Annotated in this window: 14 protein-coding genes; 7 read left to right on the top strand and 7 right to left on the bottom strand. The window is 58.2% G+C overall.

Annotated features, from left to right (window positions below):
• Window positions 1-691 precede the first annotated feature (691 nt).
• From ABWV64_RS15190 to ABWV64_RS15170, 5 genes are all read left to right on the top strand, one after another.
• Window positions 692-1,132, top strand: coding sequence for a c-type cytochrome (locus tag ABWV64_RS15190; RefSeq protein ID WP_353346778.1), 441 nt, complete (start codon window positions 692-694; stop codon window positions 1,130-1,132).
• A gap of 1 nt (window position 1,133) precedes the next feature.
• Window positions 1,134-2,513 carry a multicopper oxidase family protein gene (locus ABWV64_RS15185; RefSeq protein WP_353346776.1) on the top strand — a complete coding sequence of 460 codons (1,380 nt, stop codon included), beginning with the start codon at window positions 1,134-1,136 and terminating at the stop codon, window positions 2,511-2,513.
• Window positions 2,510-2,914 (top strand): c-type cytochrome, encoded by a 405-nt coding sequence (locus ABWV64_RS15180; protein ID WP_353346774.1) that lies wholly within the window; start codon window positions 2,510-2,512, stop codon window positions 2,912-2,914. The genes ABWV64_RS15185 and ABWV64_RS15180 overlap by 4 nt, the downstream gene beginning before the upstream one ends.
• Window positions 2,915-2,990: 76 nt before the next feature.
• A complete protein-coding gene (locus ABWV64_RS15175; RefSeq protein WP_353346772.1) occupies window positions 2,991-3,815 on the top strand; it encodes a DUF6692 family protein in 825 nt (274 codons plus the stop codon).
• 11 nt (window positions 3,816-3,826) lie between these two features.
• Window positions 3,827-4,588, top strand: coding sequence for a MauE/DoxX family redox-associated membrane protein (locus tag ABWV64_RS15170; RefSeq protein ID WP_353346770.1), 762 nt, complete (start codon window positions 3,827-3,829; stop codon window positions 4,586-4,588).
• 66 nt (window positions 4,589-4,654) lie between these two features.
• On the opposite strand, the gene ABWV64_RS15165 is transcribed toward ABWV64_RS15170, so the two are convergent.
• From ABWV64_RS15165 to ABWV64_RS15145, 5 genes are all read right to left on the bottom strand, one after another.
• Complete coding sequence (locus ABWV64_RS15165; protein WP_353346768.1) at window positions 4,655-5,533, bottom strand: CopD family protein; 879 nt, start codon at window positions 5,531-5,533, stop codon at window positions 4,655-4,657.
• A gap of 2 nt (window positions 5,534-5,535) precedes the next feature.
• Window positions 5,536-5,898, bottom strand: coding sequence for a copper resistance CopC family protein (locus tag ABWV64_RS15160; protein WP_353346766.1), 363 nt, complete (start codon window positions 5,896-5,898; stop codon window positions 5,536-5,538).
• Window positions 5,899-5,992: 94 nt separating this feature from the next.
• Window positions 5,993-6,709 carry a copper resistance protein B gene (locus ABWV64_RS15155; protein WP_353346764.1) on the bottom strand — a complete coding sequence of 239 codons (717 nt, stop codon included), beginning with the start codon at window positions 6,707-6,709 and terminating at the stop codon, window positions 5,993-5,995.
• 29 nt (window positions 6,710-6,738) lie between these two features.
• Entirely contained in the window at window positions 6,739-8,448 is a 1,710-nt protein-coding gene (locus tag ABWV64_RS15150) for a copper resistance system multicopper oxidase (RefSeq protein WP_353346762.1), read from the bottom strand.
• A gap of 824 nt (window positions 8,449-9,272) precedes the next feature.
• Window positions 9,273-10,019 carry a hypothetical protein gene (locus tag ABWV64_RS15145; RefSeq protein ID WP_353346760.1) on the bottom strand — a complete coding sequence of 249 codons (747 nt, stop codon included), beginning with the start codon at window positions 10,017-10,019 and terminating at the stop codon, window positions 9,273-9,275.
• Between the two features lie 308 nt (window positions 10,020-10,327).
• On the opposite strand from ABWV64_RS15145, the gene ABWV64_RS15140 reads away from it, so the two are divergent.
• Window positions 10,328-10,942, top strand: a complete 615-nt coding sequence (locus tag ABWV64_RS15140; protein WP_353346758.1) for a hypothetical protein — start codon at window positions 10,328-10,330, stop codon at window positions 10,940-10,942.
• Here ABWV64_RS15140 and ABWV64_RS15135 read toward each other — a convergent pair.
• Window positions 10,939-11,439, bottom strand: a complete 501-nt coding sequence (locus ABWV64_RS15135) for a disulfide bond formation protein B (RefSeq protein ID WP_353346756.1) — start codon at window positions 11,437-11,439, stop codon at window positions 10,939-10,941. The genes ABWV64_RS15140 and ABWV64_RS15135 overlap by 4 nt on opposite strands.
• A gap of 86 nt (window positions 11,440-11,525) precedes the next feature.
• Window positions 11,526-11,825, bottom strand: coding sequence for an SHOCT domain-containing protein (locus ABWV64_RS15130; RefSeq protein ID WP_353346754.1), 300 nt, complete (start codon window positions 11,823-11,825; stop codon window positions 11,526-11,528).
• Between the two features lie 164 nt (window positions 11,826-11,989).
• On the opposite strand from ABWV64_RS15130, the gene ABWV64_RS15125 reads away from it, so the two are divergent.
• Window positions 11,990-12,772 carry a DsbA family protein gene (locus ABWV64_RS15125; protein ID WP_353346752.1) on the top strand — a complete coding sequence of 261 codons (783 nt, stop codon included), beginning with the start codon at window positions 11,990-11,992 and terminating at the stop codon, window positions 12,770-12,772.
• Window positions 12,773-12,788: the final 16 nt, after the last annotated feature.

The following is a 12,788-nucleotide window of genomic DNA, read 5'->3' as shown; positions in this document are numbered from 1 at the left end:
CAAGTCCCGCAGTGCGGACCTTTGCGTAAAACGCAGCGAATTCATACTTTGAACCCAATCTTCCCGTGACCGTGCCGATGCTCCACTGCGGGTGCATTTCCCGTTTTCAGCCCTTCCGCGGCACTACTTACCCGCGCTGCAAATCATTAAACGCCGATACTAAGATGGCACCGCGCTTATTGACCGCGCGCGCCACCGAGTTGGCGCACAGGAAGTGGCACCGTTTTGGGATTGACTTAACCGTCATCTGAACCCATTTTTAATGCTGAAATCGAGGGTCTATATGCGCCTACTCGCCGTCATCGTCCTGACCAGCCTCATGATGCTGGCCGCCTTGCCGGAAAGGTCTGCGGCAGGGCGTGCAATGCACGATTGTGCGGCCTGCCCAGAAGGTATGTTTTCCACGGATCGGCAGGCCCCCGATCATCACCAAGACGCTGACGCATCCTGCGATGATATGGCGAACTGCGCATCCCATGCCCTTCTCGATAATACTCAACCTTTGCGTGACGATGATCTGCTACAGCTCCGTCATGCGTGGCCAGAGCCTCAAAATGGGACGACGATAAGCCTGTCATTGGATCTCCCTCCTCCTCGCGCCTGAGCCAGTTCCAGTTGAACGCGGATTGATTTCGGTCGATCCATCATCAGAGCGCGCGGCCCGCAAAGCCGTGCAGGACAGGATACTCCCATGAACAAATTCACCCTCGCCGGGGCCGCGGTTCTTGCCGTGGCGCTTGGTGCCTATGCAGTCACCCGCTCCTCCGAGCAAACCGCCCCGGTTCAGGAAACCACGGCGCCAGCGGATGGCGCTCCCATGGTGGCCGTCACGCTTCCCGATACGCTGTCGCCCGAGGGGACGATGGGGAAGCGGGCGTTCGATGCGGTCTGCGCGGATTGCCATGGCGAAAATGCCGCCGGGAAAATGGGGATCGCCCCGCCGCTGATCCACAAAATCTACGAGCCGTCGCACCATGGCGACATGGCCTTCCAGATGGCTGCTGCGAACGGCGTGCGCGCGCACCATTGGAAATTCGGAGACATGCCGCCGCAGCCCGAGGTAACGCGTGCGGATGTAATCGCGATCACCGCATATATTCGCGAAGTACAGCGTGCGAATGGGATCAAGTGATATGAAGATGACACGACGCGCGTTCTGCGCTGGTCTGACATTGGCTCCGCTGGCACGCCCGGCCTACGCTCAAGACATGCGCCTCCTGACGGCCCAAGCGGCCACGGCCCAGCTTGCCCCCGATACCTATCCGGCCACGCCGGTCTGGAGCTACGACGGTACGATCCCTGGCCCGGTCATCCGCGCCGCTCAGGGCAGCCGGTTGCAGCGACGACTGGTGAACACGCTGGAGGTTCCGACCTCGGTTCACTGGCATGGCATCCGTATCGACAACGCCATGGATGGTGTCGCGGGGCTGACCCAGAACGCGGTGCCGCCCGGTGAGAGCTTCGACTACGCTTTCGATCTGCCCGATGCAGGAACCTACTGGTATCACGCGCACGCCAACTCGGTGGAACAGGTCGCGCGAGGGCTTTCCGGCGGTCTGATCATCGAAGAGGTAACACCGCCGGATGTGGACCGAGACGAGGTCCTGATGATCGACGACTGGTTTTTGGACCCCGATACAGGTCTCTTCGTCGATGATTTCGCAGCGCCGATGACGCGCAGCCACGGAGGCCGGATTGGCAACCTCGTGGGGGTGAACGGGCGCTATGATTACAGGCTTTCGGCGCGGCAGAACGAGCGGCTGCGGCTGCGGCTGATCAACGCGGCCAACGCGCAGATCTTCGGCCTGAAACTGGAGGGGCTGACCGGCTGGACGGTGGCTCTCGACGGCATGCCTCTCGGCGCGCCGGAACCGGTGACGGATACGCTTGTGCTTGCTCCGGCTCAGCGCATGGACCTGATCGTCGATGTCACCGCCGAGGAAGGGGAAACCGCAGGACTTCTCTTTGCCGCAGGGGATGATACTTGGCGCATGCTGGCCAAAGTCTCTGTTGAAGGCCGTGCTGCGTCAGTGCCGCGCGGTGCGCCTCAGCCCTTGCCACGCAATCCGCGCATGGAGATCAAGGGCATCGACACCGCGCCTGTCCTAGAGATGCCGCTGCAGGGCGGTGCGATGCGGGGCTTGGAGAATGCGAATTTCAACGGACAAAGACTGGGCTGGCAGGAGTTGGTGCAGCAAGGACAGTTCTGGGCGCTGGCCGGACAGGCCGGGCTGGGGGAGACGCCCTTTGCCACCCTGTCGCGCGGCGAGACGGCCCGCATCCGCATGACCAATGACACGATCTTCCCGCACGCGATGCACCTGCACGGGATGCATTTCAGGGTCCGCAAGGAAGATGAAAGCCTTGGTCCGCTGCGTGACACGGTCTTGGTCATGCCCAACGAGACGACTGAAATCGCCTTCGTTGCGGACAATCCGGGAAAGTGGCTGCTGCATTGCCATATGCTGGGTCACGCAGCTTCAGGCATGACGAACTGGATCATGATCACATGAAGGGCCTGTTCGAACTCACAGCGGCGCTTGCGGGCGTGGCAAACGCTGTCGCGGCAGAGGAAGACATGAATGGCGCATCTCTGTATGAACAGCACTGCGCATCCTGCCACGGGGCAGAGCTTCAGGGGCAACCGGACTGGCGCAGTCGCGGCCCTGAAGGACGCCTGCCTGCGCCACCCCATGATGCAACGGGCCACACTTGGCATCATGGCGACGACGTCTTGTTCCGTATCACGCGGGATGGGACTGCCGCAGTGGTCGGTGGGGAATATGAGAGTGACATGCCCGGCTTTGGTGACAGCCTGAGGGATGCGGAAATTCGAGCGATCCTCGATTACATCAAATCCACCTGGCCGGAGCGCGAACGCGCCTATCAACGTGAAAGAACTGAGCAGGAGTAGGCCGAAAAAATCAACTCTTAGGGAACATTCCCCCACTGGAAGGTTGTTGTTCCCCTAGTACCACACGGAGGTGACGATGGCCTATTCCCGCTATTTCCTGATGATTGCCGTGTCCACGGTCCTGATGTTCGGGTTGATGTACCTGAACACGTATCTGGTCAGCCATATCTTTTGGTCGGAAACGCGAGCATACATGGCAATCGTCATGGGGGCGGTCATGGCTTTTGTCATGCTGGCCTTCATGCTCGGCATGTACAAGAACCGCACACTCAATGCCGCGATTTTCGCGGGCTCCATCATCGTTTTTGCAGCGGCACTCTGGCTGGTTCGCAGTCAGGTGACGGTGCAAGATCGCTCTTACATGCGGGCGATGATTCCACACCATTCGATCGCCATCATGACCTCTTCCCGCGCGGAAATTACCGATCCCAGGGTGCGGATCCTTGCGGATGACATCATCTACGCCCAAGACAAGGAAATCGCGGAGATGCGTTATTTGATCGCGGACATTTCGGCGAATGGAGAAGCGACCCCTGCTGAAGATGAACTGACAGCCGAACTGAAATCTGCTCAGGACGCCCTGTCTAGCGAGGTCGTCTCCAGGATTGATCCGGAGTTCCTGACGCAGGCTGATATCGCTCAGGTCTTCCCAGACGGGGCCGCTTGCAGCTTCACCTACACCGAGACGAGCCTGCCTGTGTTCGTGTCGGGGAACGACACTGCTTTGGTCAAGATAAGCGGTGATCTCGTCCAACTTGATAGCCGGGGAGAAAGCTTCACGGCTGACCCAATCACGATACAAGTGCACGACACGGAAGGTGACAGCCTTCAGGACTTCGTCATCAACGCGGGCCCTGATTACGAGGCCGGTTTCCGCGGTCAGTACACCTGCACGAATTGAGGAAGATAATCATGGCAAATGATACCACGAAAACCGCCGTTCTTTACCGCATGGTCATGCCTGAGCACACATGCCCCTTTGGTCTGAAATCCAAGGATCTGCTGGAACGTAAGGGCTACGTCGTCGACGACCACCACCTGAAGACCAAGGAAGAAACCGAAGCCTTCAAGCGCGAGCATGACGTCAAGACAACGCCCCAGACCTTTATCGACGGGGAACGGATCGGGGGTCATGACGACCTGCGCGTCTTCCTCGGGATCGACCCACCCAAGGAAGAGCAGAGTGATACGACATACCGTCCCGTCATCGCGATCTTTTCAGTCTGCGCTCTGTTGGCGCTTGGACTGGCGTGGCACCAATACGGGACGATCCTGACCTGGCAGAGCTTCCAGTGGTTTATCTCGTTGTCGATGACGGTACTTGCCATCCAGAAGCTTCAGGATGTCGAGCAGTTCTCGACCATGTTCCTGAACTATGACCTGCTGGCGAAACGCTGGGTGCCCTACGGCAAGGTCTATCCCTACGGCGAGGCGCTGGCTGGCATCCTGATGACCGCGGGCATCCTGACATGGATTTCCGCACCCGTTGCCTTGTTCATCGGGACTATCGGGGCGGTCAGCGTGTTCAAGGCGGTCTACGTCGATAAACGCGAGTTGAAATGTGCCTGCGTGGGTGGGAACTCAAACGTGCCTCTCGGCTTCATTTCCCTGACCGAGAACTTGATGATGATCGTGATGGGCCTCTGGGTGGGCCTTCGAGCCCTCGGCGCATGAGGTGAGAAACGGGGGCGTCATCGTGATGCCCCCGTTTCCGACTGATCAGCCTATAGCTTTGCTGATTTAGCCGACGTGCTCCGGCGCAACGGTGGAGGTAAAGGTCGCGGTGACAAGCAGGATCATAAGAAAGGCTACCACCTCCCAACGGATCGACGTCCTCAGCGGGCCCGCGTTTCCTGTCTCAACCAAGTTCGGTGTCAGCCGAAGCTTGTTCATACCTGCAAGGCCAAGAAGCAGAGCTACCACTGCCAGTTTCAGCATCAGGAATTGCCCCCAGGGTTGGGTCAGGACCGCGACTGGATTGCCCGCAAGGATTACCAAGATTACCACACCTGCAGCAACAAGCAGCCCGACCATCACAAGCGCCGCCTTTCCGAACCGTTCGACAGTGCGCACCGCTGCCTCGTTGCCGCGCCCAGCCATGTCATAGAGCGGATAGAAGCCCCCGATCCAGAAACTGGCAGCAAGGATGTGGATGACGAAAAGCGTCGAAAGCGCCAACCTCGGATCTCCGGTTGCATGACCACGCAGCGCGAAACTGATGGCGACAAGAACAACACCAAGGGCCGCCACAGGTCGTGTCCAACCGCGATTGAACACGATGGTCGCGATAGCCATAAGACCGAGAATGCCTGCCTCTACTGACAGCCCAAGTGGACTGGACAAGGCAATCTGGAGCATCATCGGATCAAGCGCACCACCGAAGCCGCCGTAGAAAAAGGCCGCGCGCAGTGGGATATTCAATGCGCTGAACACAATACCCCCCACAGCTGACCATGCAGCAAGCCGCCTAAGGCGACGGCTTGCTTTGGTATCCAGCTCCTTGAGGAGCCAGAGGTTAATGACGGAGCCCGCCGCAAGCAGGACACTGACATACATCCCCGCCTTGACGAGGATCGAGGCGATCTGCACCGGTTCCAGTGCGGCAAGAACTCCGCCCATGATCAGTTCGCTACCTTGAACGCGAAGCTGCCATTCATCGGGTGGCCGTCCGGCGACATGCCTCGCCAATCGACCTTATAATTGCCCGGTGCGAGCTTGGGCAGCTTGCCTTCCCAGGTTTTCACGGACTCATTCGCAGCAGGACCGTTGATCTTGTAGGTCTTACCGTCCGGCGCTTTCATCGTGACGGTAGTGATCTTCATGGGGTCTTTGAACATTAGGTGCATGACCTTGGTGTCCGCGCCGACCGTCTGGCCGTTGCCCGGCATGGTCATCATGCCCTTGCCGTGTGCCGATGCAGCGCCTGCGCTGAGGGCAAGACTGACCGACAGCGCGGCGGAAGTCAGGATAGTACGTAGTTTCATTGGGAATCTCCCTTTGGTTGGTTTGGGTTAAAGTGGTGGCCCCCAGCGGTGCTGCATTGGGTAGTCAACAGCTGCCGATGAGGGCCAAGAAACATCAGAACATGAATTTGACGCCGACCACGCCGGTCAGATCATCAATGCCGTGGCCGTTAGTGCGCAGGATGTCGGCTGTTCCGCCAAAGGCGCGCTCGTAATTCACACCGATGTACGGGGAAACGCTGCGGCCGATCAGGTCGTAGCTCAGTCGCAGTCCCAGCTCGACTGAGCCGCCGCCCGCCGCGATTTCGCGCGCGGGATCATCCGCCAGCGGCAGGCTGACTTCGAGAGACGGCGTCAGGATCAGCCGGTTGGTCAGCAGAGCTTCATACTCCACTTCCGCCCCGATGTAGGGGTATTCGGAAACGTAGAGCGCCGCCTCGACCTCGAACCACTGCGGCGCAAGGCCGGTGACGCCAAAAGCGCCATAGTAGCGCTCGGGCGCGCCGTCCGGCGTGGAGGCAGCAACCCCGACGAAGCCATCAAAGAAATCGGTGATCGGCTTCTGGAGGCGGATCTGGTTCTCCATCTCTTCGAAACCGCCGCCTTCGATCTTTGCACCTTCGCTCTTCCAGACGAGCCGCAGCTCGTCATTGCCCGTCCAGGCCTCGATCCCCCAGGCAAAGGAGCTCCCTTCATCGCCCATCCGGTATTCCAACTTTTCGGTACGCACGCCCCAGACTGTCGGGGAAACGCCCACCTCAGCCATCGCGACTGAGGTGAAAGTCAGCGTAAGCGGAAGCCCGAGGGCCGTTCCAAGTAGTAGTTTTTTCATGTGATTGGTTTCCTTGAAATACGTGCCCATCAGGACGGGCCGCCTTCGACGATGACCTTGCGGAACATGCCGCCCCCCGCGTGATAAGAGAGGTGGCAATGGAACGCCCACTGGCCGGGAGCGTCGACTTCGGTCTCGGTGTAGAGCGTCGTTCCAGGCGCGACGCTGACCGTGTGTTTCACGGGGTCGTATGCCCCTTTGCCGGTGTCGATGATCGTCCACATCCCGTGCAGGTGCATCGGATGCGCCATCATGGTTTCGTTGACGAACTTGAACCGGACGCGCTCGCCGTACTTCAAGCGGATCGGATCGGCGTCCTCGTATTTCACGCCGTTGATGGACCAGATGTAGCGTTCCATATTGCCGGTGAGGCGGATCTCGATCTCTCGGGTGGCGGGACGATCACGATAAAGCGGCTTGCGCGCGGTGAGGTCTTCGTAGCCGAGGAACTTGCCGCCATTTGCCGCCGTCGGGATCAGCCCGCTGCCAGGTGCATAGAAGGCAGCGCCCGGCGCACCCTCAGAAGGAACGACGGGCATGCCCGTGGACATATCCATACCGCCCATATCCATACCGCCCATATCCATGCCGGACATATCCATGCCGCTCATGTCATGGCCGGAGTGATCCATCCCCGACATGTCGAACCCGCTCATGTCCATGCCCGAATGATTCATTCCGGACATCATGCCCCCCATGTCTGCCATGGTAAGCAGAGGCTGAGGCCGCATCTTGTAGTAGGGGCCAACCATGCCTTCAGACGTTGCCAGCGTGCCCCGCACCATCGCAGTGCGGCCCGCGCTCTCGCCGATGATCGAATAAGCTTTGGCCTCACGCGGCTGGACGATAACGTCATAGGTTTCGGCCACTGCGATGCGTAACTCGTCCACCGCGACCGGCCGCACGTCATTGCCGTCGGCCTGCACCACCGTCATTTTCAGACCGGGAATGCGCACATCGAAATAGGTTGTCGCCGAGGAGTTGATCAGGCGCAGGCGCACCTTTTCGCCGGGCTTGAAGATGCCGGTCCAGTTCTGCTGGGTGCTGGCCCCGTTGATCAGCGGCGTGAAGCCCTGAACATCCTCGATGTCCGTGGGCATCATGCGCATGGCACCCCACATCTTCCGATCCTGAAGGGCGGCTTTCAAACCCTCGGCACCCGCGTCCTCGATCAGGTCCTGCGCCGTGCGTTGCGCGCGGTTGTAATAGTCTGCCGAAGATTTCAGGTTGCGGAAGATCCGCGATCCGCTGTGCGGGTGCTTGTCCGTGAACTGCACCACATAATCGCGGTCCGTCGGAACGGCCTCACCGCCCTTCGGAGAGATCACGATGGCGCCATAGGCACCGTCAGGCTCCTGGAAACCCGAATGGCTGTGGAACCAGTAGGTGCCTGCCTGCTCGATAGGAAAGCGATAGGTAAAGGTCTCTCCTGGTTTGATACCATTGAAGCTGATGCCCGGCACCCCGTCCTGCTGGAACGGCAGGATCAGACCATGCCAATGGATGGACGTGCTTTCGCGCAGATTGTTCTTCACGCGGATAACGACGTCTTCGCCTTCCTGGAAGTGCAGGATGGTCGGAGTTTGGCTGCCATTGTAGCCGATCCCGTTCTTCTTGAAGGTTCCGGTGTCGATCCGGACCTTGTCGACTGTGATGTCGTAAGTGCCAGCTTGCGCGGGCAGGCCGAGGCCAAGCCCCAGCACTACGGCGAGAGGCCGCAGAAAATTTATGTGTTTCATGTGTTTTCCGTGAGCGCGGACCAATAGATGGCCCCGCAAAGAGGAGATCACTGTTGAGCAGTGAAGGAAGGGAGAAGGATCAGATGGGCCGGAGGTTTGAACCCGAAAAGGCCACAAATGATGGGATTGCCTGACGTAGCCGCTCAGGCTACGCCGCAATCAACGCCAGACAGGCGCGATCAGGACAGAGGAGGTCGAAGGAAGGAAAGAAGAACGGACTGCAGAGCCATGCTGGGCTCGGTCGGGTCCAGGTCCGCGATCCGGAAATCTTTGTGCAGGTCGACAGCAGACGTATTTCCAGACTGATCTGTGCAAGCAACGCTGGCACAATGAAGCAGTCCCATTGGCTTTGGCTGCTGCTCAGTCTCGAAGGCAGTGTCGGCCATCGGATCCTGAAGAACGTATACTTCGTCACCATGCACATGCTGAGCCGCAGGCTCTGCACAATGTTCGGCCATCGGCATCACATGCGCAAATGCACTCGTAACAACGAGCTGCAACGCAACAAGAATGATGAAGACCCTACCGAGCACACAGTTTCCTTTCGTCCATCGACAATAAACACTTCCCGATGGTCAGTCGTCAAGTCGGAAAGAGCCCTCCAGTCGCTGGAAGCTCACGACTATGTGTGAAGCGGTAAGCTGAAATCGACATCCGCTATTGCGCATGGCCGACGCTCTACCCGCCTCAAGCTGCGGTCGCAGCGAATGGCAGGAAGGTCCGCACAGCCGACCTTGGCATCAAAAGCAGAGAACGATCGGTGATTGAGTAGCCCCGAGCACTTAGGCCGACTCGTATGAACGCCAATGCTGTCTTTGTTGGCGCTAGTAGTTCACCTGCTCGAAGCCGTAGTTCCCTTCATAGTCACGCCAGTCGACGAAGACAGAACGGTGATAGATGCTGGGGCAATTTTGGCCCCAGCGTTCGAGGCCGATATGGGCGGAGGGTAGGGCGGTGATGGAAGACCTCTGCCAGGCGAAATCGCCTTGGGTTCCGTATGTGCCGACGACCACGGTGGCGCTACGTTTGCAGTCGCCGTCACGTCCGGATTCATGCTGTCGCGCATAACGGACATCATAGACACGGATGGACCGCACGAAATTGAACTCAGGTCCGCTGATATCGATGTCCGCGCGATCTTGAACGAGCTGGGCGGGCCTATCGGCGAGTACAAAGTCATTAGGGGCTCCTGGAGTGCGCCAAGTAGCCTCAATCGGGGTAGCGGCGTCTTGCGCTGGAAAAGAATGTCGCGGCCCAGTGCTTTTGTTCTGGAAGAACGCTTCAAAGATGCGGGCTGCACTGTTTGATGAAGGAGAGGTCTCATAGGACGCGCCCATGGGACAGCGCCAGATTTGCAATGGCGGTTTCACCGGCCAGGGCGTAATCCGCCGGATGAATTCGGCGCGAGCCCGAGCACAAGGGACGGAAGCGGGCCAACCACCAGAGAGACACAAGAGGATCGCGCAATCGATCGGGTATGTCTGCGCTCGGGCGGACACCGGTAGAGAAAGGCCTGTCACGGTTATAGCGACTACGACCGAGGGAAGAAGCTTCTTGAGTAAATGACGCATGCTGAGGACCCTCTGTGACAGACCTCAACATACATACGATAATATACCATTGCAACACTACGTATAAAGTCGCATAATGAAGTTTATGTTAAATGTTGAAGGGCGCGCCTGGCCGCCTGAAAGCCGTCTTGTAGTAAAAAAACGGCATGGTTCGGCCCAGAGTTTGGCACGTTGCCGCGCGACGGAATTACCAAGTAGAGCTGGTTATCAATCATTGGCAAAGCGCCTTCATTTGAAGCTAGACTGAAGACAAACCTCAAGCTTGGTCTGCTCAATTGGAACGGCACTTCTCCACCCGCATGCCGGGAATGGCATTTCTCAGAAACGTCCTGCTATTCAGTCTCGCAGGATTGCTGCCGGTTTTAGTCCTCTACATTGCGCTTTCGCCTGGATTTACAACCGCTTTGGCTGGCGGAGGTCCCGCTCTAGGGCGATTTTTGCGGCAGGTTTTGCCGAACGGTTTGCCAGTAGTCGTGATGGTCAACTACGTCGGTTTCTTTCTCTTCGCACTGTCTCACGAACGTTCCGGTAGCGGTCGCGGTCGCGATCCGGGGGCCTACATCGTCGTCGACTTCTTCTCCAGACTCGGTATCTTCATTGGTCTTCACGCCCTAATCTACGTTGTTTCAGCCGACTGGTACGGATCGTTTGGCGGAAGCCGTGCAACAGCTTTGCAGGTTGTAGCTCCAACACTAGCGCGTTCCGCGCTATTCGAGAACATCTCGGGGGTCTATCTCTATGCGACTTTGGTAAGCGCTATCCCTCTTTATGTTTCAGCGGCCTGCCGCTCATCACGCCTCGCACCGGTCGTTCGTTTCTTTCCCGAACCTATCGGATCGGTCGCATTCGCGCTTCTGATATTTGTAGCCGGGGCGGCCTGCTTGACAGCTCTGGCAACCGTCTTCGTTCGTCTGGAGGCCTAGGTAGGCACGGCAGACCGCCTCTGGGCGATTGCTCGCACAATCGCCAGAACCCAAATCCCGGCAAGAACAGCACTCCAAAGTGCGTTCCAGCTTGCCATTGATAGAGTAAGGAACTCCCAGGCGACCTCGTCGCACATGACCAGGTTGGACGGACCCGAAGATGCAGATGGGAGAAGATCCGAGCCGGTCATATTCGAGAAATCCAGTCCGGACCCGGTGCAAGATGTAGGCCCTTGCCACCAGTCACGTTCGACACCCGTGTGGTACACTCCGATAACAGCGGTCGTCGCTGCGGACACGGCGCCAACAGCTAGGAAAAGCAGTGGAGCAAGTCCAATGGCCAAGAACACTCCTGCCCCAATCGCCAGGGCATGGGGATACCTTTGCCAGATGCACATCGCGCATGGTGCATATCCAAGTGCCTGAAAGACGAATGCTGCCAGAAGAAGAGCAGTGGATCCCCCGGCAGCGAGCAGCCCAAGTTGTTTGCCTGTCACTTATGCCTCGTAAAGTCAGATTGGTTTGGCCCTAGGTTCGTTGGGCGAAAAGCTTAAACCCTCGCGCTGTGCAATAACCCGCATGCCTATTCGCCGGTCAGCAGCTTTTTTCGAGCGGTGTAGTCCTCAGCGTCTATTTCGCCCTTCGCGAAACGCAAATCGAGTTCCGTCATCGCGTCAGACTTTCCGCGCACGCTCGATCCACTACCCGTATTGCGAACGAACCAAACGACACCCGCAACAACCAATCCCAGGACAACGATCCAAAGGATAGGACCAAACATCATGCCCATCCCATATCCCCAGCCCGACATGTGCCCGTAGCCGTTTGGATCGGCCAAGGCAGGTGTCGCGAAAAGCACTGCAAGCAAACCCAATCGATACATTTTCACCTCCTGGTCCAAAAGGCGTCGCTGACCATCGACCCCAGCCTTTGGTACCCGGTCAACAGCCTGTTTTCACGGCGAGAAATGTATCAGTTTGTAAAGTTGACCGTGGCCCGGACATGGCGGTACTGCCAGTCTCAGTCAGAGATAGGTGAAGTAAGGACATGGATTCTGGAAAGCGATCGACGCTCATTACACTCGGTGCGATTTTCGCGGGATACGCGGCTCTGCGCACAGTGCCGTCGCTTTTGCCTGAAAAACTGGAACTGGAGCCGCTCAATACCCCCGCGGGCTTTCGGAAGTACGTCGCGGGTGACACGTCAGGCGGTTTTGATCCATTCGTAGGGCTGGGTACCCGCGAAAGCGATGCCGTCATCGCTCGCAAGGAAGCTGCGTTCGAGCGTGTCTCGAACAGTGTCTGTGACGCTCTCTACGGCGAACTTGGAACCAATCCTGCAAGGGTGCCGATCGCGTCATTCTCAGACTACTACTGCCCGTACTGCCGCATTCAGACGAAGCGGCTTGCGGAAATGACCAACGCGATGCCAAACGAGGTTGCTGTCGCATGGCACGAGCTTCCCTTGTTGGGTGATAGCTCAAATCTGGCTGCCAAAGCAGCCCTCGCGGCAAAGCGTCAAGGGGCGTATGTCGCCTTTCACGAGAGGCTGATGACAACGCCCTTCCAAGCAACGCCGGAGTATCTTTCGCGTCTCGCGGGCGATCTTGGAGTCGATGAAGAACGTTTGGTCGCGGACATGGAGAGTCCCGAAGTCGTGCGGGAGTTGGAAAACAGCTCAGCGCTTGCGCGTGTGTTCGCCTTTGTTGGAACGCCGGCGCTGGTCATTGGTCGTACGGTTGTTCAAGGGCAGATCAGCGACAAAATGGTGCGAAAGATCATCGAACTGGAAAGAGAAGAGGGTTGGAACGCAGCGTGCGTCACAGTGTGATCGATTTCAGTCACGG

It is taken from the genome of Litorivita sp. NS0012-18 (assembly GCF_040371945.1).
Classification (GTDB): Bacteria; Pseudomonadota; Alphaproteobacteria; order Rhodobacterales; family Rhodobacteraceae; genus Litorivita.
Note: the sequence above shows the minus strand (reverse complement) of the source record. Positions and strands in the feature narration are given on the sequence as shown.